The sequence below is a fragment of the Streptomyces sp. NPDC022910 genome (assembly GCF_055561075.1).
Genome location: NZ_JBVHHL010000065.1, coordinates 1 through 25,427, shown reverse-complemented (window position 1 = coordinate 25,427; position 25,427 = coordinate 1). Strand labels below are relative to the sequence as shown.

At 71.7% G+C, this 25,427-nt stretch carries 19 protein-coding genes and 3 pseudogenes; 12 read left to right on the top strand and 10 right to left on the bottom strand.

The window, feature by feature from the left end; all coding sequences use genetic code 11:
* Positions 1-307 precede the first annotated feature (307 nt).
* On the top strand, positions 308-1,102 hold the full coding sequence (locus tag ACZ3TS_RS36355) for an SGNH/GDSL hydrolase family protein (RefSeq protein ID WP_467626161.1): 795 nt from the start codon (positions 308-310) through the stop codon (positions 1,100-1,102).
* Positions 1,103-1,105: 3 nt separating this feature from the next.
* On the opposite strand, the gene ACZ3TS_RS36350 is transcribed toward ACZ3TS_RS36355, so the two are convergent.
* The 4 genes from ACZ3TS_RS36350 to ACZ3TS_RS36335 all read right to left on the bottom strand — a co-directional run bounded on the left by ACZ3TS_RS36350 (position 1,106) and on the right by ACZ3TS_RS36335 (position 7,902).
* Positions 1,106-2,713 (bottom strand): serine/threonine-protein kinase, encoded by a 1,608-nt coding sequence (locus ACZ3TS_RS36350; protein ID WP_467626159.1) that lies wholly within the window; start codon positions 2,711-2,713, stop codon positions 1,106-1,108.
* A 63-nt stretch (positions 2,714-2,776) separates the two neighbouring features.
* Entirely contained in the window at positions 2,777-4,339 is a 1,563-nt protein-coding gene (locus ACZ3TS_RS36345) for a HoxN/HupN/NixA family nickel/cobalt transporter (RefSeq protein ID WP_467626158.1), read from the bottom strand.
* Positions 4,336-6,234 carry a tetratricopeptide repeat protein gene (locus ACZ3TS_RS36340; protein ID WP_467626157.1) on the bottom strand — a complete coding sequence of 633 codons (1,899 nt, stop codon included), beginning with the start codon at positions 6,232-6,234 and terminating at the stop codon, positions 4,336-4,338. The genes ACZ3TS_RS36345 and ACZ3TS_RS36340 overlap by 4 nt, the downstream gene beginning before the upstream one ends.
* A gap of 138 nt (positions 6,235-6,372) precedes the next feature.
* Entirely contained in the window at positions 6,373-7,902 is a 1,530-nt protein-coding gene (locus ACZ3TS_RS36335; RefSeq protein ID WP_467626156.1) for a DUF4331 domain-containing protein, read from the bottom strand.
* Between the two features lie 206 nt (positions 7,903-8,108).
* Between ACZ3TS_RS36335 and ACZ3TS_RS36330 the strand changes: the two genes are divergently transcribed.
* The 3 genes from ACZ3TS_RS36330 to ACZ3TS_RS36320 all read left to right on the top strand — a co-directional run bounded on the left by ACZ3TS_RS36330 (position 8,109) and on the right by ACZ3TS_RS36320 (position 9,857).
* Positions 8,109-8,651 carry a sigma-70 family RNA polymerase sigma factor gene (locus ACZ3TS_RS36330; protein WP_467626155.1) on the top strand — a complete coding sequence of 181 codons (543 nt, stop codon included), beginning with the start codon at positions 8,109-8,111 and terminating at the stop codon, positions 8,649-8,651.
* Complete coding sequence (locus tag ACZ3TS_RS36325) at positions 8,648-9,472, top strand: anti-sigma factor (RefSeq protein ID WP_467626153.1); 825 nt, start codon at positions 8,648-8,650, stop codon at positions 9,470-9,472. The genes ACZ3TS_RS36330 and ACZ3TS_RS36325 overlap by 4 nt, the downstream gene beginning before the upstream one ends.
* A 115-nt stretch (positions 9,473-9,587) precedes the next feature.
* Positions 9,588-9,857 (top strand): hypothetical protein, encoded by a 270-nt coding sequence (locus tag ACZ3TS_RS36320; protein ID WP_467626152.1) that lies wholly within the window; start codon positions 9,588-9,590, stop codon positions 9,855-9,857.
* Between the two features lie 53 nt (positions 9,858-9,910).
* Here the strand turns inward: ACZ3TS_RS36320 and ACZ3TS_RS36315 are convergent, their stop codons facing one another.
* The 3 genes and pseudogenes from ACZ3TS_RS36315 to ACZ3TS_RS36305 form a co-directional block, all read right to left on the bottom strand.
* Entirely contained in the window at positions 9,911-11,119 is a 1,209-nt protein-coding gene (locus tag ACZ3TS_RS36315; RefSeq protein WP_467626150.1) for a CaiB/BaiF CoA transferase family protein, read from the bottom strand.
* Between the two features lie 44 nt (positions 11,120-11,163).
* Positions 11,164-11,781: pseudogene (locus ACZ3TS_RS36310) on the bottom strand (ABC transporter permease); the annotation flags it as partial.
* Positions 11,781-11,918 (bottom strand): annotated as a pseudogene (locus ACZ3TS_RS36305) (daunorubicin/doxorubicin resistance ABC transporter ATP-binding protein DrrA); the annotation flags it as partial. The pseudogenes ACZ3TS_RS36310 and ACZ3TS_RS36305, both read right to left, overlap by 1 nt.
* Positions 11,919-11,981: 63 nt before the next feature.
* On the opposite strand from ACZ3TS_RS36305, the gene ACZ3TS_RS36300 reads away from it, so the two are divergent.
* Positions 11,982-12,755 carry a TetR/AcrR family transcriptional regulator gene (locus ACZ3TS_RS36300; RefSeq protein WP_467626149.1) on the top strand — a complete coding sequence of 258 codons (774 nt, stop codon included), beginning with the start codon at positions 11,982-11,984 and terminating at the stop codon, positions 12,753-12,755.
* On the opposite strand, the gene ACZ3TS_RS36295 is transcribed toward ACZ3TS_RS36300, so the two are convergent.
* The 3 genes from ACZ3TS_RS36295 to hmgA are packed head-to-tail and all read right to left on the bottom strand — an operon-like array spanning position 12,752 to position 16,026.
* Positions 12,752-13,921: a type ISP restriction/modification enzyme gene (locus ACZ3TS_RS36295; RefSeq protein ID WP_467626148.1), complete on the bottom strand. Its 1,170-nt coding sequence runs from the start codon at positions 13,919-13,921 to the stop codon at positions 12,752-12,754. The genes ACZ3TS_RS36300 and ACZ3TS_RS36295 overlap by 4 nt on opposite strands.
* A 12-nt stretch (positions 13,922-13,933) precedes the next feature.
* Entirely contained in the window at positions 13,934-14,683 is a 750-nt protein-coding gene (locus ACZ3TS_RS36290) for a GntR family transcriptional regulator (RefSeq protein WP_467626146.1), read from the bottom strand.
* A gap of 26 nt (positions 14,684-14,709) precedes the next feature.
* Positions 14,710-16,026 (bottom strand): homogentisate 1,2-dioxygenase, encoded by a 1,317-nt coding sequence (gene hmgA / locus ACZ3TS_RS36285; protein ID WP_467626145.1) that lies wholly within the window; start codon positions 16,024-16,026, stop codon positions 14,710-14,712.
* A 267-nt stretch (positions 16,027-16,293) separates the two neighbouring features.
* Here hmgA and ACZ3TS_RS36280 point away from each other — a divergent pair, with 267 nt between their 5' ends.
* The 7 genes and pseudogenes from ACZ3TS_RS36280 to ACZ3TS_RS36250 all read left to right on the top strand — a co-directional run bounded on the left by ACZ3TS_RS36280 (position 16,294) and on the right by ACZ3TS_RS36250 (position 25,336).
* Positions 16,294-16,821 (top strand): hypothetical protein, encoded by a 528-nt coding sequence (locus ACZ3TS_RS36280; RefSeq protein ID WP_467626144.1) that lies wholly within the window; start codon positions 16,294-16,296, stop codon positions 16,819-16,821.
* Positions 16,822-16,905: 84 nt separating this feature from the next.
* Positions 16,906-17,526, top strand: a complete 621-nt coding sequence (locus tag ACZ3TS_RS36275) for a TetR/AcrR family transcriptional regulator (protein WP_467626143.1) — start codon at positions 16,906-16,908, stop codon at positions 17,524-17,526.
* A 147-nt stretch (positions 17,527-17,673) separates the two neighbouring features.
* Complete coding sequence (locus ACZ3TS_RS36270; RefSeq protein WP_467626142.1) at positions 17,674-19,917, top strand: molybdopterin oxidoreductase family protein; 2,244 nt, start codon at positions 17,674-17,676, stop codon at positions 19,915-19,917.
* 122 nt (positions 19,918-20,039) lie between these two features.
* Positions 20,040-21,443 (top strand): CitMHS family transporter, encoded by a 1,404-nt coding sequence (locus ACZ3TS_RS36265; RefSeq protein WP_467626140.1) that lies wholly within the window; start codon positions 20,040-20,042, stop codon positions 21,441-21,443.
* A 34-nt stretch (positions 21,444-21,477) separates the two neighbouring features.
* Positions 21,478-22,716, top strand: a complete 1,239-nt coding sequence (locus tag ACZ3TS_RS36260) for an MFS transporter (RefSeq protein WP_467626139.1) — start codon at positions 21,478-21,480, stop codon at positions 22,714-22,716.
* Between the two features lie 135 nt (positions 22,717-22,851).
* Positions 22,852-24,249: an aldehyde dehydrogenase family protein gene (locus ACZ3TS_RS36255; RefSeq protein ID WP_467626138.1), complete on the top strand. Its 1,398-nt coding sequence runs from the start codon at positions 22,852-22,854 to the stop codon at positions 24,247-24,249.
* Positions 24,250-24,254: 5 nt separating this feature from the next.
* Positions 24,255-25,336 (top strand): annotated as a pseudogene (locus ACZ3TS_RS36250) (Zn-dependent alcohol dehydrogenase).
* Positions 25,337-25,427: the final 91 nt, after the last annotated feature.

Below are 25,427 nucleotides of genomic sequence, written 5' to 3'. Positions count from 1 at the left end.
TCCCTGGAGGAAGGGCGACCTCCGGGGAACCGTCGTTCGAACCTCGAGCCGTGTCACGGGACAAGCCGAAGAGGTCCAGGACCGACCCGTAGTCGGAGTAGCCGGCCCGGGCGTCCGAGCTGTTGGTGGCGCCCGACTCAAGGAGCTGAGGCGCCGTCCACATTTCTGTCATGGGCATGTAATCCAACGACGGTGAACGAGCGCAGTGGATCCCGGTGGGGTCGAAAAGTCTTGGCATGGACACTTCCTGTCAACACGCGTAGCTGCTACCACGGTTGTGGCAGAGATCCTGCTAGAGGGAGGTTCCATGAGACGTTCCCGACTTGCGGCGTACATGACGTCACTCCTCCTGGCCGTCGGCCTCGCCCTCACCGGGGCGGCCACGGCGCAGGCGGCGGCCACCGGCTACGTGGCCCTCGGTGACTCCTACTCCTCAGGTGTCGGCGCCGGCAGCTACATCAGCTCCAGCGGCGACTGCGACCGCAGCACGAAGGCCCACCCGTACCTGTGGCAGGCCGCCCACGCCCCCGCGTCGTTCAGCTTCATGGCCTGCTCGGGCGCCAAGACGACCGATGTCCTCAACAACCAGCTCGGCGCCCTCAACGCGTCCACCGGTCTCGTCTCCATCACCGTCGGCGGCAATGACGCGGGCTTCTCCGACGTCATGACGACCTGTGTGCTCCAGTCCGACAGCGTCTGCCTGTCGCGGATCGCGACGGCCAAGGCGTACGTCGACTCGACCCTGCCCGGCCAACTGGACAACGTCTACTCGGCGATCAGCGCCAAGGCCCCGTCGGCCCACGTGGTCGTGCTGGGCTACCCCCGCTTCTACAAGCTCGGCACCAGCTGCCTCGGACTGTCCGAGACCAAGCGGTCCGCGATAAACGGCGCCGCCGACTACATCGACGCCGCGATCGCCAAGCGCGCCGCCGACCACGGCTTCACCTTCGGCGACGTCCGCACCACCTTCAGCGGCCACGAGATCTGCTCCGGAGACTCCTGGCTGCACAGCGTCAACTGGCTGAACATCGGCGAGTCGTACCACCCGACCGCGGCCGGTCAGTCCGGCGGCTATCTGCCGGTGCTGACCAGCGCGGCCTGACGGTCACGAACCCGAGGGGGAGGCCCCGCCCGTCGGGGTCTCCGTCCCACATGTGACCGAGAACGGCACCGAGTCGGATGTGACCTGCACCGGACTGCGCACCTCCACACCGATCTCGTTCTGCACCGAACCGCCCGCGTCGTACGTGGTGACGACGACCTGCTGCTGCTTGGTCCTCCCACCACCCGCGGGGAACGACAAGGTCTTCCAGCCCGGGTCCGACACCTGCCCCGTCTTGGTGACCCAGCGGTAGGACAGGTCGACCGGGACGCTGCCCACGGTGAACGTCGCCGTGAACGTCGGCGCCTGAGCGTCCGGCGGCGGACAGGTACCGGAGTAGTCGGTGTGCGCCCCCGTGACCGTCACCTGGACCGACTGGGCGGGCGGGCTCGTCGTACGGCCGTCCCCGTCTCCGCTGCCGGAGGTGGATTCCCCGCTGGGAGCCGGGCCCGCTCCGGTGCTCTTGCCGGGACTGCCCGAACGCGTGCCGCCGGCGCTGTCGCTGTGCGTGGACCCGCTGCTCGTACTGCCGTTGTCGCCGTTGTCGCCGTTGTCACGGTTCACCAGGGCGTATGTCAGCCCCGCCACGGCCAGCGCCAGCGCGGCCAGGCCCGCGACCAGCACGACGGCGGCACGGCGGTTGCGCGGCGGCGGCTCGAGGGGAGCCGTGTACCCGGGCCGCGACGCACCAGTGGGGGCCCGCACGGGCCGCGGGGGAGTCGGCGGTCCGCTCGGGAACGCCGCGACCGTCGGCGTGTACACGGGGGCGCCCGCGCGCGGGGTACCGCCCGCACCGATGACCCGCAGGTCATGCTCGGCCCGGTCGGCCGGGATGCGCTCCGCCGGATCCTTGCGCAGCAGCCCCTCGATCACCGGGGTCAGCGGACCGGCCCGCCGCGGCGGCGGCAACTCCTCGTCGACGACCGCACGCAGCGTGCTCAGCGGAGTGTTCTGTCGGAACGGCGAGTTGCCCTCCACCGCCGCGTACAGCAGGACACCGAGCGACCACAGGTCGGACTCGGGGCCCGGTGTGCGTCCGAGCGCCCGCTCAGGGGCGAGGAACTCGGGCGAGCCGATGACCTCGCCGGTCATGGTCAGCGCGGAGTTCCCCTCGACCATGGCGATGCCGAAGTCGGTGAGGACCACCCGGCCGTCGTTGGCCAGCAGGACGTTGCCGGGTTTGACGTCGCGGTGCAGCACCCCGGCCGCGTGGGCGGCGCGCAGGGCGGCCAGCACCTCGGCACCGATGTGTGCGGCCCGCTGCGGCGAGATCGGTCCGTCCGCGTCCAGCAGGTCGGACAGGGCGATGCCGCGGATCAGTTCCATCACGATCCAGGGACGGCCGTCCTCGTGGGCCACGTCATAGACCGTCACGACGTTGCGGTTGGCCACCCGGGCCGCCGCCCACGCCTCGCGCTCCAGCCGGGTGTACATGCGCTCGACCTCGGCCGACGGAAGTCCCCCGGGGGCGCGCACCTCCTTGACGGCCACCTCGCGGTGCAGGACCTCGTCACGGGCCCGCCACACCGTTCCCATGCCGCCCTCGCCGAGGGGGGACAGAAGACGGTAGCGGCCGGCGATCACACGTTCATGGCCCGGTTCTTCGGACACGGGCGTCCCCCATTCGCATCCGCGTGATGTATGCACTCCGCGCGATTTCTCCCCAAAAGTAGCTCAACCGAGTGCGGATGCCGCCCCCTTGAACAGCAGTCCGGCCCCGAGGGCCACGACGACGAAGGCGGATCCCAGTGGCGCGGTCCTGCGCACCAGCGCCGCCATCGGGCCGGCGGTCCAGCGCGGGCTGCGCCGGTCCAGCACCCGGTTCATCCCGCTGCCCAGTTTGACCACGGCGAACCCGGCCGCGGTCAGCGTCAGGGCGAGCCCGACGCCGTACGCGACGACGAGCAGGAGGCCGAACCAGGCCTGGCCGAGCGCCGCGGCGCCGACGAGGACCACCACCGCGGACGGGCTGGGCACGAGTCCGCCGGCGAAGCCGAGCAGGATGGTGCAGCGGAGGGTGGGGGCGGTGGGGTGGGTGTGGGTGACCCCGCCGTGGGCGTGGGGGCTGGCGTGGGGGTGGTCGTGGTCGTCGTGCTTGTGGTCGTGGTCATGGTCATGGTCATGTGTGAGGTCCGAGTGGTGCGCGTGGCTGTGGCCGTGCGCGTGGTCGTGGCCGTGCGCATGCGTGTGTCGGTGCGTATGACTCCGGTTGCGCCACGCCCGTCGTACGAGCGACGCGCCCGCCAGGGTGACCAGGACCCCGCTCGCCAGGCCCAGCCACGCGATCACCGACGGCGTTGCCGCCGAACCGGCCGTGACCAGCAGGCCGAGGGCGACCACGCCCAGGGTGTGGGTGACCGTCACCGAAGCGGCCAGGGGCAGCACGTCCCTGAGCCTCGCCCGGCCGCCGCGGGCCGCCGCCGTCGCGGCCATCAAGGTCTTGCCGTGGCCCGGCGCGAGGGCGTGCATCGCGCCGAGCCCGACCGCGATGACCAGGGCCAGCGCGGCGAAGCCAAGGGTGAGGTGATGCCGGGCGACCAGGTTGTCCAGTGCCCGGGTCCAGCGGTCGGCGCCGCGCGGCAGCACGGCCGCGGCCGGCGCGTCCCGCCGCTCGTCGGCCAGAGCGGGGCCGCCGGGGCGCACCCGAAGGGACGCCTGGGCCGTGTCGGCCGGCGAGAAGAGCAACTCCTTCGGATAGCTGGTCAGTTCGTGGGAAACGGACGCCTTCGGCACGTCCGACGCGGTGAGCGTCATACGGTCGCCGCGCGCGGTGATCTCCTGCCAGCCGGGCCCGGTGCTCGCGCCCGCGCTGTGGAAGCCGAGGTGCACGGTGCCGCTCTTGGGCAGCGGCGCCGTCAGGCGGCACTCCACGCGCAGGGTGTTCAGGCCCGCCTGACCTGGCCGCAACTGGGCGCGGCCGGTGTCGACGGCGAGTGGGGCAGAGCGTCCCCCGAGGGTGAGCCTGCTGCCCTGGGCGGCCTTCTCGCACCGCTGCCGGGCCCACTCGGTCAGGCCGAGTTTCGCGATGTCGGGCTTGGCCTGGGTGGCCGGGATCTCCGCGAGGTCCTCGACGTGGTCGATCCGCAGTTGTCCGGGGGCGGCGACCAGGCCGTCGTAGCGGTTGACGGTGAAGTTGCCGAGCGGGTGGGCGCTCACTGAGCCGGACGGGACCAGGACGAGGGCGCAGGCCGCCGCGAGGACGGCCGCGCCGGAGGCGACGACGCGACGGAGGTTCACTTCATCGCCTCCAGTGCCTTACGGGCCTCTCGCGCGCCCAGAGGGGAGAAACCGGCGTTGAGTTTCAGTGCCGTGGTGAGCGAGGCGCGGGCCTGCTCCGTGTGACCGGTGGCACGCTCGATCATGCCGCGGTGGTAGAGGAAGGACGCGTTGCGGTAGCCGGTGGCCGTGGCCTTCCGGGCGTAGGGAAGGGCTTCCTGGTCTCGGCCGTTGACGTGCAGGGCCCAGGCGAGGGCGTCCGCCGTGTGCACGGTGTGGCGGCGCGCCCACTCGGTGCGGGCGGCCTTCAGCGCGGCCCTGCGGTCGCCGTGGTCGGCGGCCGCGAGGGCCGTGTCGAGGTCGGCGTCGACACCGTTGGCGCGGGCCAGCGAGACCCAGGCGTCGACGAGGGTGTACTGGTCGCGTGCCTTGGCGAGGTCGCCCTCCTTGCCGCGTGCCTCGTACAACTCGCCCAGTTCCAAGAGCGGTTGGGGCAGCGGATAGCGGTCGACGATCTGCTCCATGCCGCGGATCGCGTCCGCGGTGTCGCCCTGGGCCGCCTGGGCGCGGGCGCGTCCCTCCAGCGCGGGGAGGTAGGTGTCGTCGGCGGCCAGGGCCCGGGCGCAGTGGGCGAGAGCCGTCTTGTAGTCGCCCTGGCTCCAAGCGAGTTGGCCGAGCGCCGTCGCCACGTAGGCGATGTCGCCGCGGGCGGTGGCCGTGGCGAGGGCCTGTTCCAGGACGCGGCGGGCGGTCTTCACATCGCCGCGCAGTTCGTGGACGTAGGCGTAGCGGGTGAAGACGGGGACTCCGGGGCGGTGCGAGTCGGCCAGGTCGGCGGCCTTCGCGGCCTCGGTGTAGCGGCCGAGCTCGACGAGCGCGTCGATGCGGGAGGACAACGCGCGCTCGCTGTACGGGTTCTGCTTGAGGGCCAGCTCCGCGTACTCGAGGGCGCCGGGGAAGTCGTGGCGGGCGGCCGCCAGGGCGGCCCGGCCGGCGAGCGCGGCGTCATTGTCGGGGCGGAGCTTCAGCGACTGGTCGAGGGCGCGCTCCGCCTGCGGGTAGCGGGACGGATCGCCCTTGGTGCGGGCCTGCTCGACGTACGCGAGACCGAGGATCGCCCAGCTGCCGTGGTCCCGTGGCTGGGCGCGGAGGTGGGCCTGCAGGGCGCGGATACTCGAGTCGAGGTCGCCACTTGCCGGCAACTCCGGTGAGACTCCGCCGGCCGTCGAGGCGACCGGGGTCGCGCCGCCGCCGTCCCGTGCGGCGCCGATGACCGCGGCGCCCGCGGTGAGCGCGATGGCCAACGAGGCGGCACAGAGGCCGAGCTGAGCGGTCCGCCACCGCCGCCTCGACGCGGAGAAGCGCCGCAGTGCGACGACACGCTCGTCGGCATCGCCCGACGGTGCTGGGGACGTCGCCGTGGCGCTTGAGAGTACGTCGGCCTCACCGGCCGACGGCTCGCGGGAGGCCGGCGTGTGGACCGTGCCGGCCCCGGCAGCCGGCAGGCCGGACGGTTCGGTGCCGGTGTTCGGCTCGTCGGCCGCTTCCGTACCGTCCGCCGCTTCGGCGGACGACGCCCCGCGCCTGACCGGCTCGCCGCCCCCGTCGGAGTCGTCCGCAGGAGCAGGAGCAAGAGCAAGAGCCGGCTCTGGAACCGGAGCGGGAGCCGGTACCGGTCCGTCGGTCCGCTCGGCGGCCGCCTCGGCGCTCCCGGCCGGGCCTGGCTCCGACGGGCCGTCACTGTGCGGCGCAACCCGAGGGGCGCTCATGAGCTTGCCGCCGGACGCGCTTTCGGTGCTTGCGCCGCTCTCCTCGGGCGTGGTCTCCGCCGCGCGAAGTGCCGGACTTGTCGGCACGGGCTCCGGCCGGTCGCCGTGCCCGCTCTCCGGCGCGCTCTGGTTCATCCGCGGGGACATGCCCTCTCCTCGGTCTCAGGGGCGAAACGATCGTTGCCGGGGGTGTGGGTGGCGCGGCCCGCGCCGTGGGGGATGGAGGGGTACGGGCCGCGCCGGTCGAGGGGACGGGGCCGGAGGGCCGACCCGTCCGATGGGCGGTCAGTACGCCCGGTAGCGGCTGGTGCGCCGGCGCCACCAGAACACCGCGGTGCCGATCAGCAGGACACCGGCGACGCCCGCCGCCGCGGAGCTCGCGATCAGCGCGGTGTCGGTGCTGCTCGAACCGGTCGTCTGGAGTCCGTCACCCAGCTGGTTGCGCACGTTGTTGCCGGTGCCCTTGGCCAACGGCCCGCGCGAACCCGAGGTGGGCTGGGCCAGATACGGGAAGGAGTGGCCGAACTTCTGGTCGTTCGCGTCGACCGCGTCGCCGAGGTCGTTCTTGGAGCCGACCAGTTCGCCCTCCACGACCTGGAGCGCCTGGTCGATCACGTCGTCGGTGAGCCGGCGCCCGTTAGGGAAGCCCGCGTTGTCGCCGTCGAGCACACCCAGCCGCTTCGGGTTCGCGCTGGGCTTGATCGAGGTGTTGAGCCGCAGTTCCTCCGCCGGCCGCACGTACGGCGGCTGGTTGAGGCCCTTCACGCCCTTCAGGAAGACGTCCACCAGGTCGTTGCGCGGCTCGGCCGGCGCCTTGATCTTGTAGATCGCCTCGATGAGCTTCGGCAGCTCCGGGTTGGTCACGTTCTTCAGGAACTGGCCGTCGTTCCACGGCGCGGACGCGTTGAACTTGTCCTTGTCGTTCTGCGGGTTGACGACCTCGTTGACGAGCGGGTTGCCGAGCCGGGAGACCTGCTGGTAGTAGCCCCGTGCGTCCTTGCGCTGGACCGTCGACCAGATGCCGACGATCGGCTGCTTCGCGGACTCGCGGATGTAGTCGTTCGGCACCTGCAGGGCCAGGGAGTTGACGTTGTAGCCCTTGAGGGTGTCGTTGCCGACCTCCGACAGGTTCCCGCCGTACAGCAGGTCGAAGACGCGCAGGTCCGCGAAGAACGGGTCGTCCGCCTGCCCCGCGAAGGTCGTAGCGCCGCCCGTGAGCTTGTAGACGGCCTGGTCGCGCAGCTTGCCGTAGTCCGGCATCGATGCCTTGCCGACGTTCGAGGGCGCGACCGGCACGTCGTCCGCGATCTTCGTGCGCGAGACCAGCTTCTGGTTGTGCAGTTTGAGCAGGTCGATGTCGTACGACTGAGTGATGTTCAGGTCGGGGTCGTCCAGGCTCGTGACCGGACCCGTGTTGTACAGGAAGGTGTTCTTGTTCTTCGTGTGCGTCTTGAACGTGTAGCGGAAGACCAGTTCCCCCTGGGCGTCACCGTTGTTGTCAATGTGGATGTCGTACTGGGCGTCGTCCGCGAAGGTGTAGAAGTTGGGCCCGCCCGCCGGTTCCTCGAACGGGACGAAGTTCGCGATGACCGTCGTCGTGTCCGGCTTGTCGGGGCTCACGAACGCGTACAGGTCCGTGTTGTCGTACTGCGGCTGCCCCGAGATCAGCGGGGCCTCCCGGTGGGAGGAGGCGGAGGCCGCCCCCGGTTCCAGCGCTGTCACGCCGGCGGCTGCGAGCCCCCCGGCGGCCAGCGCACCACAGATGAGGGTCGCGACACTGCCGCGCCCCACGCCGCTCCTGGAGATAGGTGTCATGCCGTCCGTCCTCGATGCCAACTTGCCTGACGCACCGGGATTCGAAGCTGGGGCCGAGGCGGATTGGTCGAGGCTGAAAAATCTTTTCGTGCCTGCTCGACCCGCGTTTTCGCCCCGCTGATCCGTATCCCGTCCGAAGGCGTGAGAGCAGCGAACGTCACAGTGGAGCGAGCATGCCGTGCACGGCGTCGGTGAGGGGGGTACGAATGGAGGCGGACGAACTTCTGGTGCTCGTGGCCGGAGGTGACCAGAAGGCGTTCGAGGACTTGTACGGACTGGTGTCGGGGCCGGTGTTCGGCCTGGTGCGCCGGGTCGTACGGGACCCGGCGCAGTCGGAGGAGGTGGCCCAGGAGGTGCTGCTCGAACTGTGGCGCTCCGCCCCGCGGTTCGACCCCCGCCGGGGAAGCGCCCTGTCGTGGATCCTCACCCTCGCGCACCGCCGCGCCGTCGACCGGGTGCGCAGCGCCCGCGCGGCCGGCGAACGCGAGCAGCGGGAGGCGAGGCGCGCCCACCACCCCGCCTTCGACCAGGTCGCCGAGGAGGTCGAGGCAGGGCTGGAGCGCGAGTGGGTGCGCCGCTGCCTGGACCGGCTCACCGCCCTGCAACGCCAGTCGGTCACGCTCGCCTACTACGACGGTTACACGTACCGTGAGGTGGCCGAGCGGCTCTCACTGCCGCTCGGCACGGTCAAGACGCGGATGCGTGACGGCCTCACCCGGCTGCGCGAGTGCCTGGGAGGAGTCGCATGAGCATCCTCGACCGGCTGTTCGCACGCGAGGACCTGCATTCCCTGGCGGCTCCCTATGCCCTGGACGCTCTCGAACCCGCGGAGCGCACGCGGTTCGAGAAGCACCTCAGGGGCTGCGACCGCTGCGCCGCCGAGGTGCGGGCCCTGTCGGAGGACGCCGTCCGCCTCGCCTGGTCGACGACGGCCCTGGCCCCGCCCGGTCTGCGCGACCGTGTCCTCACCGCCGTACGGACCACTCCGCAGGAACCCGCGACCGCAGCGGACGCGCCTCGCGCCCGCGCGCCGCATCTGCCGCCGCACGTCTGGGGCACCGAACCGCCGCCCGTGCGCACCCGTGCGCCCCGGCTGCGCCCCCTCTTCGCCCCGCTCGCCACCGCCACGGCCGCGGCGGCCCTCGTCGTCGCCGCACTCTTCGGCGTCCAGGCCACGCAGACGCAGGACAAGCTCGACGCCGAGCGTGCGCAGGCGCGTGAGATCGCCCACGTTCTCGCCGCTCCGGACGCCCGTGCGACCAGCGACCGGGACGCCGAGGGCCGAGGAATCGGAGTAGTCGCGTCCGCATCCGAGGGGCGCGCCGTCGTGACGCTCAGCGGCCTCGGCGCACTGCCCAGCGGGCGCGTGCATCAGCTCTGGCTGATGCGCCCCGATGTGCAACCACGCTCCCTCGGGCTCTTCCACGGCGACACGCCCTTGGTCACGAGCGGTCTGAACAAGTCGGCGACGTCACTCGCCGTGACCGTCGAGCCCGACGGAGGATCACGGCAGCCCACCAGCCAGCCAGTTGTCCAACTCGCCCTGCAATCCGTTGGATTCGGACAGTAGTCGTCAACCCCCTTATAGGGAAGGTGAATCCTTTGCCCGCGATACACGAGTGCCACCTGGGAGCGATAGGGTTACTCTGCCCGGGCCGGGTGGACTCGTACGGGTGGGGAGTGACATGGAACAGATAACAGTGCGCAGCAGGGCCAGGGTCCCTGCGATCACCTGCGGGAGCAGTGCGACCAGTTCGCGCCTCGACCGCCATCTCTCGGTGCTGGCAGGCCCTGCCGTCCCGCAGCGTGAGACCGCCGAGGCGACCTCATTGATGCGCGAGCTGACCGCTCGTGACACCGCGCACGACCGCAGTGCCAGGGGTGCGCGCGTGAGCAAGGTCTCACTGTTCGCGCCGTTGCGCCGACTGCGCCGTTCGCTGTTCGGCGGGCGCTGAGTCCGGCGCTCCTCACGGCGCCCGCGACGCGGGCGCCCGGCAAGGGCCCGTGCTCAGGCCGCCACACCGTCCCGGCGCAGCGCTGCGATCTCGTCGTCCGTCATCCCCACGGCACGCAGCAGCGCCTCGGTGTGCTCCCCGAGCGCGGGCACATTCCCCATCCGTGCCTCGTTCCCGCCCGGCAACGTGATCGGCGGCAGCAGTGCTTTCAGCATCCCCACCGGCGTCCCCACCTCCCGCCACCGCTCCCGGGCCGCCAGCTGCGGATGCCGTGCCACGTCCCACAGGTCCCTGAGGCGTGCACAGGCGATGCCGGCCGCCTCCAGCCGGGCCACGGCCTCGTCCGTCACGAGCGCTCCCAGCGCCTTGCCGACGAGCGCGTCCGTACGGTCCCGGTGGGCGACCCGCGCCGCGTTCGTCGCGTACGCGGGATCGCCCCCCAGTTCCGCCTGCCCGAGGACCTGCTCGGCGAGCCGCCGCCACTTCCGGTCGTTCTGCACCGACAGCAGCACCCGGCCGCCGTCTGCCGTCGGATAGGCGTCGTACGGGGCGATGACGGCGTGCGCGAGACCCGTGCGCGCCGGGGGAGTGCCACCGTGCATCGCATGGTGCAGCGGATGTCCCATCCACTCGGCGAGCGCCTCCAGCATGGAGATCTCCACCGGCCCGCCGCGCCCCGTCGTGCCCCGTCGGACGAGCGCCGCGAGCACCCCTGAGAACGCGTACATGGCCGCCGCGATGTCGGCCGCCGGAATCCCCGCCTTGACCGGCTGCTCCGGCGTTCCGGTGACCGACACCAGCCCCGCCTCGCACTGCACGAGCATGTCGTAGGCCCGCTTATCCGCGTACGGCCCCGAGGCGCCGTAGCCCGAGATGTCGACGGCGATCAGCCGCGGGTGCGCCGCGCACAGCGTGGCCGCGTCCAGGCCGAGCCGGGCTGCGGCCCCATGGGCGAGGTTCTGCACGAAGACGTCCGCGTCCGCGATCAGCCGCCGGACGGCGTCCAGCCCCCGCGGATCCTTCAGATCCAGGGCGATCGACTCCTTGCCGCGGTTGCACCACACGAAGTGTGAGGCCAGACCGCGGGCGGCGGTGTCGTACCCGCGGGCGAAGTCGCCGCCGTCGACCCGCTCGACCTTGATCACCCGGGCGCCCAGATCGGCGAGCTGACGTGTGGCGAAGGGCGCGGCGACGGCCTGCTCGACGGCGATGACGGTGATGCCCTCCAGGGGCAGGGGAAGTGGATCCATACGGTGGATCATCCCGTGCGCGACGTCTTTGTCAGCAGGCGGCCGGGCGCCCTCGTTCAACGGGTGGGTGCCGCCCCCAGCGTGTACCTGCGGACCGCGAGCGGCCAGCAGACCACGGTCAGCGCCACGCACCAGGCCAGGGATCCGGCGACCGGATGGGCCACCGGCCAGGCGGCGCCCTCCGGCACGGGCGCGTTCCCGAAGAGGTCCCGCAGAGCGGTGGTCACCGCGCTGATCGGGTTCCACTCGGCGAGGGTGCGCAGCCAGCCCGGCAGGTTGTCCGTGGGGATGTACGCGTTCGACAGCAACGGCAGGATGAAGGTGGCGCCGCCGAGCTGCCCGGCCGCCTCCTCGCTCCGGGTGAGCAGCCCGAGGAGGATCCCGAGCCACGTGCAGGCGAACCGGAACATCAGCAGCAGACCCATGGCGCCCACCGCATCGAGGGCCGCCCCCTCGACCCGCCAGCCCACCGCGAGACCCACCAGGAGCAACGGCACCGTCCCGGCAGCCGTGACGACCAGGTCGGCCACCGCCTGACCCAGCGGCACGGACGCCCGGCTCATCGGCAGTGTGCGGAAGCGGTCCATCACACCCCGGTGGGAGTCCTGGGCGGCCTGGAACATGCCGGTCATGACTCCGCCCGCGGCCGTCGCCACCAGCAGCCCCGGCACCAGGTCTTGCCCGCGCCGTTCGGCCCGAGCAGCCCGCAGACCGTGCCTTCCGCCACCGCCAGGTCCAGCCCCTGGAGGGCATGGACCGGACCGAATCGCTTCTTCAGCCTCTCGCTAAGTACAACGTACGTAGTAGTCATGGCATGACCATGGCGCACTACGTACGGCGTACGTAACTAGGATGGAGGCCGAGGTGATGACCGATGGCGGGCCGAGCGGCCGAACCCGAAGTGATCTGGACGCGCCCCGAGCGCGCGGGCCGGGGGCCGAGACCGGCGTACAGCCGTGCCGACATCGCGGCCGCCGCGGTGCGGATCGCCGACGCCGAGGGGCTGGACGGTGTCTCGATGCGGCACGTGGCGGCCGAGCTGGGCTGCGGCACCATGTCGCTGTACAACTACGTCCCCCGCAAGGAAGACCTCTACGAGCTGATGGTCGACGCCGTCAGCGGCGAGCACGAACTGTGGGAGTCGTCGGGCGACTGGCGCGCCGACATGCTCAGGGTCGCCCACCAGACGCGCGGTCTGATGCGTCGTCACCCTTGGCTCCCCCGCCTGATGTCAGGGATCTACGGCTTCAGCCCCAACGTCCTGCGATACCTCGAGCACTGCCTGGCCTGCCTCGACCCGCTCGACGTGTCCAACGGCACGAAGATGGAGCTGGTCGCCATGCTCAACAGCGTGGTGACCATGTACGTGCAGAACGAGCTGGCCACCGCCGAGCGCGCCCGGTCCCTGCCGTGGTCGGAGGAGCAGGAGAACGCGGTGCGGATCGCCTACCTCGCCGGCCGGATGGCCACGGGCGCGTATCCACGGATGGCGGCGGTCTTCTCTCAGGCTCCGGGACCGGTCGACCTGGAGGCGGCGTTCGAGCGGACGTTGGGGCGGATGCTGGACGGGTTCGAACCCAAGGGCCAGGAATCCGAGGGCCAGGAATCCGAGGGGCAGGAATCCGAGGGCCAGGAACCCAAGGGCTAGATCAACGCGAACTGGCCCTCGGGCCCCTCCTCGTGGTGGTCGAGCACCGAAGCCGGCCGCCGGGCGGCCGCCGCGACCGGCAGCACACCCGCCTCGCGCAGTTCGGCGGTCGTGAGGGGGCCCGTCGCCTCCAACTCCGCCTGCTGTGGGCGCAGTTCCGCCAGCAGCGCGAGGATCGTGATCAGTTCCAGCAGCTCGGACGTCCAGATCTGTGCCCAGGTCGCCGGGCGGATCGCCTCCAGGGGGCCCGCGCCGGCCTCGGCGGTCCGGGCCGCGAACCACTGTTCCAGGACCGGAACCCCGCTCACCTCGAAGTCCCAGGCCTCGGGGGGCACCGGGGAGATGCGCCCCTCGTCGAGGTGGAGGGTCTCCTTGTCGCGGTCGTAGTGGAGGGTCAGGGGGCGTGCGGGGAGCGGGGCGCGGACGTAGGGGCGGCGCCCTCCGGGGAGCTTGGGGCGTTGGCCGTCGCGACGCATCAGCCAGAGCATGCGGCGGCCCAGTTCGACTCCCCGCGTCCACAGGCCGGGGTCCTCGGTGAGGGGGACGACGAGGCCGGCGGGGCCCGGGCGCACGGTCGCCAGGCTCCAGGCGAGGACGTCCACGGGGGCGGCCGACAGGCCGAGACGGGCGTTCAGGTGTTCCAACAGGCCGGGCGCCAAGTTGGGTTCGAGGCCGCCGGGGCGGCGGTACAAAGGGCTGATACGGCCGGTGCGGAGTACGGGTAGCAGGGACGTCGCGAGCAGGAGCGGGCCGGGGGAGTCGCCGGCCGTCTCCACCGTGAAGATCTGGTGCTCGTCCGCAACACGCCACAACTCCGGTCTGGCCACGTCGATCAGCCGCTGGTCGGGGATCAGCCACTGCTCGTCGAACGGCGCGTGCAGCACGCGTACGGGCTCCGGGCAGGGGCCCGAGGCGCGCACCAGTTTCTCGGTGCCGCCGGCCCGGCCCGGAAGCTGTCCGACAGCCGAGTGCAGGGTGCGCGAGCGGGTCGGCTCGAACAGTGCCTCCCGGTCGGGCCCTTCGGCCTTCACGAAGGCGTCCCACCGTGCCCGCAGTGAGGCCGCATCGGGTGCCGACGGCCAGCTCCGGCCCGGCCGCAGGGGTGCGACGGACCACGGCATGAGGTCCGCGAGCAGCGGAGCGTCGTCGTGCGTCACGCTGGGCATCGTACGACGTGGTCAGGTGGCCTCGAGGGTGACCGTGAAGGAGAAGCGGTCCCCGCGGTAGTGGATCACCGCCACGTCGAGCGGTCGCCCCTCGGTGTCGTACGTGATGCCCGTGTAGTGCAGGATCGGGCTGAGCAGCGGGACTTCCAGCAGCCGTGCCGTCTCCGGATCGGCCAGTCGTGCCTCCACGGTGTCCGTGATGCGGCTGATGTCCGCGCCCACGACGTCCCGCAGCACCTTGGTCATCGGCCACCGCACCAGGTCCTCGCGGTCGATGCGCTCGGCCAGTTCGGGACGGACGTAGTTGCGCGCGTGGTTGGTCGGCTCGCCGGTCTTCTCGTCGCTGCGCAGCCGGTGGTACGTGGCCACCTCGGTGAGATCCGGGAAGTGCTCGGCGACCTCGGCGGGCACCGGCGCGCTGCCGAGATCCAGTAGCTCGGTCGTCATACCGGACTGCTGGGCCACGATCGCGTCCACCGAGCCCAGCAGCCGCACCGGGGTGCTCCTTTTCGCACTGGGCTCGATGAACGTGCCGCGCCGCCGGTGGCGCGTGATCAGCCCCTCGTCCTCCAGCTCCTTCAGCGCCTGCCGCATCGTCAGCACGCTCACGCCGTAGTGCCCCGCCAGCTGCTCCTCGGTGGGCAGCCGCAGCGGGTCCTGGGGCGAGCGGCCGAGTATCGAGGCCCGCAGGGACTGCGACACCTGGTACCAGAGCGGCAGTTTGCGGTTCAGGACGATCGAGTCGGGGGCGAAGGAGGTCACGGGCTATCCGTACCGGTCGTCGGCGCTCAGTGCAACGGGCGGAAGTGGCGCTCGAGGCCCTGCCACACCCCGTCGTACCCGCGTTGCAGGTGTTCCGCCCGCGCGGCGTGCGGCGTCAGGGTCACCGGCCAGCGGGTCTCGAACATGAACGCAAGCCCGTCGTCGATCTTCTGGGGCCGGAGCTCGGCGGCGCCGGCCCTGTCGAACGTCTCCCGGTCCGGGCCGTGCGCCGACATCATGTTGTGCAGCGAGCCTCCGCCTGGCACGAAGCCCTCCGCCTTGGCGTCGTACGCGCCCTCGACGAGACCCATGTACTCGCTCATCACGTTCCGGTGGAAGTACGGCGGCCGGAAGGTGTCCTCGCCCACCAGCCAGCGCGGCGCGAAGACCACGAAGTCGACGCCCGCCAGACCGGGAGAGTCGCTCGGCGAGGTCAGCACCGTGAAGATCGACGGGTCCGGGTGGTCGTAGCTGATGGTGCCGATCACATTGAAGCGCCGGAGGTCGTACACGTACGGCACATGGTTGCCGTGCCAGGCGACGACGTCGAGCGGCGAGTGGTCGTACGTGGCCGTCCAGAGGTTGCCGCAGAACTTGTTCACCACCTCGACCGGCCCCTCGACGTCGTCGTACGCGGCGACGGGGGCGCGGAAGTCCCGGGCGTTGGCCAGGCCGTTGGCGCCGATCGGGCCGAGGTCGGGGAGGCGGAAGGGGGCGCCGTAGTTCTCGCAGACGTAACCGCGCGCGGAGTCGTCCAACAGCTGCACGCGGAAGCGGATGCCGCGCGGGATCAGCGCCACCTCGGCGGGCTCCACGCGCAGCATCCCGCACTCGGTGCGCAGCAGCAGCCCGCCACGCTCCGGGACGATCAGCAGCTCGCCGTCCGCGTCGCTGAAGACACGGTCCATGGAGGCGTTGGCGTGGTACAGGTGCACGGCCATGCCGGCGCGCTGGGTGGCGTCGCCGTTGCCGCCGAGGGTCCACAGCCCCTCGAGGAAGTCCGTGCCGGCCGGGGGTTCGGGCAGCGGATTCCAGCGCAGCCGGTTGGGGTCGGGCACGGTCTCCGTGAAGGGTGCCGAACGGATCGCGCCGTTGTCCGTGCGGGCGAATGTGGGGTGGGCGGCCGACGGGCGGATGCGGTACAGCCAGGAGCGGCGGTTGTGGGCCCTCGGCTCGGTGAACGCCGTACCGCTCAGCTGCTCCGCGTACAGTCCGAGCGGTGCGCGCTGCGGGGAGTTGCGGCCCTCGGGCAGTGCGCCCGGAACCGCTTCCGAGCTGTGCTCGTTGCCGAAACCGGAGAGATAGGAAAGCCCCTCCGCGATCTTCCTCGCGTCCCCGCTCATCACCGCTCCCTCGCCGCTGATTCCTATGCATCACCGTAGGATTCGGGGGTGAGGTGCGCAAGGGGAGAGGGGCGGTTGCGGGGGACCGGTGCCGACCGGGGCGGCCGGGCCGCTTGGGAAGTGGCCGGGGCGCCGGGCGGGCGGAGCGCCGGGACCACCAGGGCGCGGGTGAGCGGGGCCGCTGGGTCGGTGCTGGTCCGCGGGAGGACGCAAGAACCAGCCCTCAGGAGGATTCGGCGGTCGGAAGAGTGCAATACGCTCCCGGGCATGTCGTGGACGCGCGGAGTGCTCGCCGCGCTCGCGGTGGGGGCCCTGCTCGGCGGCTCGGCGGGCTGCGGCTCAGGCGAAGCGCACGGGCGGGACGGCGAGGTGACCCCCTCGCCGGAGGGCAAAGTACTGGACGACACGGACGAGGAGGGGCAGCACTACCGTGAAGTCGACAAGAAGGGCGCGCCCCAGGTGGCGGTCGAGGTCCAGCCGGACTCCGGCGGCAACTGGGACGTGCGGCTGACCCTCCGCCACTTCCGCTTCTCGCCCGCCGGTGTGCGCCCGGTGGCCGTGGCCGGCCGCGGTGTCGCCCGGCTGTATCTGGACGGCCACCCCCTCGCCCGGCTGCGGGACGACGAGTACCACCTCCCCGGCAGACTGGTCCCGCGTGGTACGCACCACGTCACGGCCCGCCTGTACGCGGACGACCGGACCGTCTGGGCCGTGCACGGCAAGCCCGTCGAGAGCACCGCGGACATCACGGCATCGGGAGCCGAGGCGACGGCCGGCCCGGTCGGAGCAGGGTGACCGCCGCGGCCGGCCGATGAGTGCTCGGGCCATCGATTTCCGTACAGACGGGCGAGGTTCACCGGCCCCCGGCGGAAAGGCATTATGAAGTCCGTGCCCCAAGCGACATCGCTGCGCCGCGCGCCCGTCCAACGCCGTAGCGCCGAACGACTGACGAGAATCCTCGACGCCTGCGCCGACCTCCTGGACGAGGTCGGCTACGAGGCACTGAGCACCAGGGCCGTGGCCCTGCGCGCCGGCGTGCCCATCGGCTCCGTGTACCGGTTCTTCGGCAACAAGCGGGCCATGGCCGACGCCCTGGCCGAGCGCAACCTGGAGCGCTACACCGAGCGCGTCACGGGCCGCCTCGCGGACGCGAAGGGCGAGGGCGGCTGGCGCGCGGCCATGGACGCGGTGCTCGACGAGTACCTGGACATGAAGCGCACGGCCCCCGGCTTCTCGCTCGTCGACTTCGGCAACCAGATCCCGGTCGGCGCCCGCTACGCCGAGCCCAACCACCGGGTGGCCGACCGCCTGACGAACCTCCTGTCGGCGTACCTCGACCGCGAACCGGACGATGACCTGCGCCGCACGTTCCTGATCGCGGTGGAGACCGCCGACACCCTGGTCCACCTGGCCTTCCGGGTGGCCCCCGAGGGCGATGCGCAGGTCATCGAGGAGACGCGGGAGCTGCTGCGGGCGTATCTGGGGAGGGTGCTCGACTAGAGGCGGTCGGGGGCCGGGCGACGGGCCGTCCGGGGTTCTCGCGGATTTCCGACGCATGCTCCGTCCGCCTCTCCCCACCGTCCATACCGGTCGGTATGCTCGGCCCGTTCGTGCGTCACCGCTGCCGCCACCCCTCCGGGAGGACCCGTGTCCCGCACCGCCCTGCGTATATGCCCCCTCTGCGAGGCCACCTGCGGGCTGACGCTCACCGTCGAGGGCACCCGTGTCACCGGGGCCCGGGGCGATCGCGACGATGTGTTCAGCAAGGGGTTCGTCTGCCCGAAGGGCGCCTCCTTCGGGGCCGCGGACTCCGACCCCGACCGGCTGCGCACGCCCCTCGTACGCCGGGACGGCGAACTGCACGAGGCCACCTGGGAGGAGGCGTTCGACGCCGTCGCCGCGGGGCTGCGGCCGGTCGTCGAGCGGTACGGTCCGCACGCCGTCGGTGTCGTGCTCGGCAACCCCAACGTGCACACCATGGCCGGCGCCCTCTACCCGACCGTCCTGCTCGCCGGTCTGCGCACGCACAGCCTCTTCACGGCCTCCACGCTGGACCAGATGCCCAAGCACGTCTCCAGCGGGCTCCTCTACGGGGATGCGGGCGCCATACCCGTGCCCGACCTCGACCGCACGGACCATCTGCTGCTGATCGGCGCCAACCCCCTCGAGTCCAACGGGAGTCTGTGCACCGCCGCCGACTTCCCCGGCAGGCTCAAGGCCCTCAAGGCTCGCGGCGGCACCCTCACCGTGATCGATCCGCGCCGCACGCGCACCGCCCGGCTCGCCGACCGGCACGTCGCCGTCCGCCCCGGCACCGACGCGCTGCTTCTCGCGGCGATGGCCAACGTCCTCTTCGAGGAGGACCTCGTCGACCTGGGGGACCTGGCCCCGCATGTGCAGGGGGTCGACGAAGTGGCCTCGGCCATGAGGGACTTCACGCCCGAAGCCGCCGCCGGGGCGTGCGATGTCGAGGCAGACACCATCCGTACCCTCGCCCGTGAGCTCGCGGCCGCGCCCACCGCCGCCGTGTACGGCCGCATCGGCAGCTGCACCGTCCCGCACGGCACCCTGGCCAGCTGGCTGGTCGACGTGCTCAACGTCCTCACCGGCAACCTCGACCGGCCGGGCGGCGCGCTCTTCCCGCTGTCGGCCACCGACAGGACGCCCCGGCCCGCCGGACCCGGCCGAGGCTTCGCGCTCGGGCGTTGGCACTCGAGGGTGAGCCGGCACCCGGAGGCCAAGGGCGAGTTGCCGATCTCGGCGCTCGCGGAGGAGATCGACACCGCCACCGACGAGGGCAGCCCGGTCCGTGCCGTCATCGCCGTCGCCGCCAACCCCGTGCTCTCCGCGCCGGACGGCGAGCGCCTCGACAAGGCACTCGGCTCCCTCGACTTCATGGTCAGTGTCGACCCGTACCTCAACGAGACCTCGCGCCACGCGCACGTCGTGCTGCCGCCGCCCCCGCCCTCCCAGGCGCCGCACTTCGACTTCGCCTTCAACACCCTCGCCGTGCGCAACCAGGTCCGCTACACCCGAGCCGCCGTCCCCCTGGAGGCAGGCCGCATGGCGGAGACCGAGATCCTCGCGCGGCTGGTCCTCGCCGCGACGGGCATGCACGGCGCCGACCCGGCCGCCGTCGACACCATGGTCATCGACCAGACCCTCGGCAAGTCGGTCACCGAGGCCCACTCGCCCGTATGCGGCCGCGACCCCCGCGAGCTGGCCGGGCAGCTCACCGGAGAGAGCGGCCCCGAGCGGCGGCTCGACATGATGCTGCGCCTCGGCCCGTACGGCGACGGATTCGGTGCCCGGCCCGACGGGCTCAGTCTCCAGAAGCTGCTCGCCCACCCGCACGGGATCGACCTCGGACCGCTCGCATCCCGCCTGCCGCAGCCACTGAAGACGCGCAGCGGCAAGGTCGAACTGCTGCCGGAGCCCATCGCGGACGACCTGCCCCGCCTGAGGCAGGCCCTGACCGAGCGCGCCGAGGGGCTCGTGCTCGTCGGGCGGCGCCATCTGCGGTCCAACAACAGCTGGCTGCACAACGTGCCCGCCCTCACGGGCGGTTCCAACCGCTGCACCCTTCACATCCACCCCGAGGACGCCGAACGGCTCGGGCTCGTGGACGGCGCGCAGGTACGGATCAAGGGCGCCGGCGGAGCGGTCACCGCGCCCGTCGAGGTCACCGACGGCATCCGGCGCGGGGTCGTCAGCCTTCCGCACGGCTGGGGCCACGACCGGCCCGGCACCCGGATGAGCCACGCCGCGCTGGACCCCGGTGTCAACGTCAACCAGCTCCTGGACGGCAGCCTGCTCGACCCGCTGTCGGGGAACGCGGTCCTCAACGGCGTACCCGTCGCGCTCGTGCCGCTTCCCTCCACACCGCGCTGACCTGGAATTTTGCGCTTATTGCTCGCACGTCAACATCTTGTTAACCCTTCTTGACCCGACCTAACGTCAACCCGACCCCGGCCCTGCCGGGAAGTTCAAGGGCGAACGTTAGGTACCCATTCATGCTGACCATCCTCGGCTTCGCCATGATCGCGACCTTCCTGGTCCTGATCATGATGAAGAAGATGTCGCCGATCGCGGCGCTCGTGCTGATCCCCGCGCTGTTCTGCGTGTTCGTCGGCAAGGGCGCGCGGCTCGGTGACTACGTCATCGACGGCGTCACCAGTCTCGCGCCCACCGCGGCGATGCTGATGTTCGCGATCGTCTACTTCGGTGTGATGATCGACGTCGGCCTGTTCGATCCGGTCGTCCGCGGGATTCTGCGGTTCTGCAAGGCCGACCCGCTGCGCATCGTCGTCGGTACGGCCGTGCTCGCCGCGATCGTCTCGCTCGACGGCGACGGCTCGACCACCTTCATGATCACGGTCTCGGCGATGTACCCGTTGTACAAGCGCCTGAAGATGAGCCTGGTCGTGATGACCGGTGTCGCCGCGATGGCGAACGGCGTGATGAACACCCTGCCCTGGGGAGGACCCACCGCCCGCGCCGCGACCGCGCTGAAGCTCGACGCCAGCGACATCTTCGTGCCGATGATCCCGGCCCTCGCCGTGGGCCTGCTGGGCGTCTTCGCCCTGGCCTTCGTCCTCGGCCGCCGCGAGCGCAAGCGGCTCGGCGTGCTGACGCTGGACGAGGTCCTGGAGCCGCAGGAGGCCGAAACCGTGCTCGTGGGGGCGGCCGGCGCCGACGGTACGAAGCGGGTGTCCTCGGGCGGTTCGGGCTCCGGTACGGACGCGGACGCACCCGAATCCGACGCCGACGAGGGCTTCCAGGGTCTCGACCCGAACCGCGCCACCCTGCGCCCCAGGCTGTACTGGTTCAACGCGCTACTGACGGTCGCCCTGCTCACCGCCATGATCATGGAATGGCTGCCGATCCCGGTCCTCTTCCTGCTCGGCGCCGCGCTCGCGCTCACCGTCAACTTCCCGCACATGCCCGACCAGAAGGCCCGCCTCGCCGCGCACGCCGACAACGTCCTCAACGTCTCCGGCATGGTCTTCGCCGCCGCCGTCTTCACCGGCGTCCTGCAGGGCACCGGCATGGTCGACCACATGGCGAAGTGGCTGGTGGCCAACATCCCCGACGGCATGGGCCCGCACATGGCCTTCGTCACCGGCGTGCTGAGCATCCCGCTCACGTACTTCATGTCGAACGACGGCTTCTACTTCGGCATCCTGCCGGTCCTCGCCGAGGCGGGCCAGGCGCACGGCGTCCCGGCCCTGGAGATCGCCCGCGCCTCGCTGGTCGGCCAGCCGCTGCACATGTCCAGCCCGCTGGTGCCCGCCGTATACGTGCTCGTCGGCATGGCCAAGGTCGAGTTCGGCGACCACACGCGGTTCGTGGTCAAGTGGGCGGCACTCACCTCGCTGGTGGTACTCGGCGCGGGGATCCTGTTCGGCATCATCTGACCCTCCACATCCGACCTCCAAGGAGGACACGACCATGGGGCCCGGTGGGAACCGCGGCTGGCTGCTCCGCCTCGTCATCGCCTTCGGCTTCGCCCAGGGGGCGGTGTCGATGGCACGGCCCGCCGTCTCCTACCGGGCCCTCGCGCTGGGCGCCGACGAACGCGCGGTGGGCGTGATCGCCGGTGTGTACGCGCTGCTCCCGCTGTTCGCCGCCGTACCCCTGGGCCGCCGTACGGACCACGGCCGGTGCACGCCTCTGCTGCTGGCCGGTGTGGTCCTGATATCCGGTGGCTGTGCCCTCAGCGGCGTCGCGGGCTCCCTCGCGGCGATGGCAACGTGGAGCGGGGTGATGGGCCTCGGTCACCTCTGCTTCGTGATCGGCGCCCAGTCGATCGTCGCCCGCCGGTCCGAGCCCCACGAACAGGACCGCAACTTCGGGCATTTCACCATCGGCGCCTCGCTCGGCCAGCTGGTCGGCCCGATCGCGGCGGGCGTCCTGATCCACGGCCCCGACCGCGCGGCAACCAGCGCGCTCGCCCTTCTGACGGCGGGCGCGGGCGCCGGGGTCGCGTTCACGTCGCTGTGGCGCATCGAACGCCGCACGGCGACCACGAACCGGACGGCGCGGGGGAACCGCGTCCCCGTGCACCGCATCCTGCGCAGCCGGGGTGTTCCGGGCGGCATCCTCGTCAGCCTCGCCGTGCTGTCGGCGACGGACATCCTCACCGCGTATCTGCCCGTGGTCGGCGACCACCGCGGCATCGCCCCGTCGGTCGTCGGCGTGCTGCTCAGCGTGCGCGCCGCGGCCACCATCGCCTGCCGCCTGGTGCTGACCCCGTTGCTGCGGCTGCTCGGCCGGGCCGCTCTGCTCACCCTCACCTGTCTGACGGCGGCGGTGCTCTGCGCCGGGATCGCGCTGCCGCTGCCGGTGTGGGCGCTCGGCGCGATGCTCGCCGTGCTCGGGTTCTGCCTGGGCGTCGGGCAGCCGCTGTCCATGACGACCGTGGTGCAGGCGGCGCCCGACGACGCCCGCTCGACCGCCCTCGCCCTGCGGTTGACCGGCAACCGTCTGGGCCAGGTCGCCGCGCCCGCGGCGGCGGGCCTCGTGGCCGGAGTCGCGGGTGTGGCCGCGCCGTTCGTGATGCTCGGCGCGCTGCTGCTGCTCTCCTCCGCGATCGCTTGCCGCTCGCCCGCGAAGCCGGCGCGGGGCATCGAGCCGACCCGCGGAAACGACCCTTCGAGGACTGCCGTGGCCCGCAAGCGCGACATCTGACGCCTCGTGTCCAGGCTGTGAGATCGTCGGAGTGTGAGCCGACCGCGAGCCGACCGCGCGCCACCCCCTGGCGCGCCAAAACTAACGGCGCTAGTTTGGGGCGCGGACGACGCTGCCCGGCCCGGGAGGAAGACCATGAAGGCACACGAGGGCATGTACATCGACGGCGCCTGGCGCCCCGCCGTCGGACCGGACACGATCGACGTCGTGAACCCGGTCGACGAGCAGGTCATCGGCCAGGTCCCCGCCGGTACCACCGAGGACGTCGACGCCGCCGTCCGCGCCGCCCGTGCCGCTCTCCCCGCCTGGGCCGCCACCGCGCCGGCCGACCGTGCCGCCCGGCTCACCGCACTCCGGGACGCGCTGGTGGCCCGCAAGGACGAGATCGCCGAGACCGTCACGGCTGAGCTGGGCTCGCCTCTGCCGTTCTCGCAGAGCGTCCATGTGGGCCTGCCGATCGCGGTCGCCGGCTCCTTCGCCGAACTGGCCGCGAGGCACGCCTTCGAGGAGAAGGTCGGCAACTCCGCGGTCCACCAGGAGCCGGTCGGAGTCGTGGGCGCCATCACGCCCTGGAACTACCCCCTGCACCAGATCGTCGCGAAGGTCGCCCCGGCGCTCGCGGCGGGCTGCACGGTCGTCCTCAAACCCGCCGAGGACACCCCGCTGACCGCCCAGCTGTTCGCGGAGGCGGTCCACGAGGCGGGCGTACCGGCCGGGGTGTTCAACCTGGTGACGGGCCTCGGTCCGGTCGCGGGCCAGGCGCTCGCCGAGCACCCGGGGGTGGACCTGGTCTCCTTCACCGGCTCCACCGCTGTCGGCCGGCAGATCGGCGCCACGGCGGGAGCGGCCGTCAAGAGGGTCGCCCTGGAACTGGGCGGCAAGTCCGCGAACGTCATCCTGCCCAGTGCGGACCTCGCCAAGGCCGTCAACGTGGGCGTCGCCAACGTCATGTCCAACTCCGGCCAGACGTGCAGCGCGTGGACGCGGATGCTGGTGCACCGGGACCAGTACGAGGAGGCGGTCGCACTCGCCGCCGCGGCCGCGGTCAAGTACGGCGACCGCATCGGCCCGGTGGTGAACGCCAAGCAGCAGGAGCGGGTGCGGAGTTACATCGACAAGGGCGTGGCGGAGGGCGCGCGCCTGGTCGCCGGCGGTTCGCAATCCCCGTACGAACGAGGCTACTTCGTACAGCCCACCGTCTTCGCCGACGTGACCCCGGAGATGACCATCGCCCAGGAGGAGATCTTCGGCCCGGTGCTCTCGATCCTGCGCTACGAGGACGAGGATGACGCCCTGCGCATCGCCAACGGCACCGTGTACGGACTCGCCGGCGCCGTCTGGGCGGGTGACGACGTGGAGGCGGTCGCGTTCGCGCGCAGGCTGGAGACCGGACAGGTCGACATCAACGGCGGCCGCTTCAACCCCCTCGCCCCCTTCGGCGGTTACAAACAGTCCGGGGTGGGCCGCGAGCTGGGTGCGCACGGGCTCGCCGAGTACCTCCAGACCAAGTCCTTCCAGTTCCAGGAGCGTTGAGCGAGATGGTCCGTGCCGCTGTGCTGCCCGCCGTCGGTGCCCCGCTCGAGGTCACCGACATCGAGCTTCCGGAGCCCGGCCTGGGCCAGGTCCGCGTCAGGCTGGCCGCCGCCGGGGTCTGCCACTCCGATCTGTCTCTGTCCGACGGCACCATGCGGGTGCCGGTGCCCGCCGTGCTCGGCCACGAGGGCCGGGGACGGTGGTGTCGTTGGGTGAGGGTGTCACCCATGTCGCGCCGGGCGCCGACGTGGTACTCAACTGGGCTCCCTCCTGCGGGAGTTGCCACGCCTGCGCGCTGGGCGAGGTGTGGCTGTGCGCGAACGCGCTCACCGGCTCCGGCGTCGTGCACGCCCGACGCAGGGACGACGGCACGGACCTGTATCCCGGTCTGAACGTGGCCGCGTTCGCTCAGGAGACGGTGGTCCCGGCGTCCTGCGTACTGCCGGTGCCCGACGGGGTGCCGCTGACCGACGCGGCCCTGCTGGGCTGTGCCGTGCTCACGGGATACGGGGCCGTGCATCACGCGGCGAAGGTGCGGCCGGGGGAGACCGTGGCGGTCTTCGGCGCCGGCGGAGTGGGCCTCGCCGCTCTCCAGTCGGCACGGATCGCGGGCGCGGAGCGGATCATCGCCGTCGACGTGTCCTCGGACAAGGAGGAACTGGCGCGGCAGGCGGGCGCGACGGACTTCCTGATCGCCTCCGACACCACGCCCCGCGAGATCCGCGGGCTCACGGACAGGCAGGGCGTCGACGTGGCCGTGGAATGCGTGGGCCGCGCGGTCACCATCCGCGCGGCCTGGGACTCCACGCGTCGCGGCGGCCGTACGACGGTCGTGGGCATCGGGGGCAAGGACCAGCAGGTCACGTTCAACGCCCTGGAGATCTTCCACTGGGGCCGCACGCTCTCGGGCTGCGTCTACGGCAACTCCAACCCGGCCGAGGACCTGCCGGTCCTGGTGGAGCATGTGCGGGCCGGCCGCCTGGACCTGGGCGCGCTGGTGACGGAGCGGATCGCGCTGGAGGGGATCCCGGCGGCGTTCGAGAACATGCTGGCGGGCAAGGGAGGCCGGGCGCTGGTGGTGTTCTAGTACTACAGGGATAGATCTCTGTGGGTGGTTGCGGCAAGATGGTCTTCCGTGAGTGCGCAAGATCTGGTCGAGGACGAGTTGGCGGCGGAGG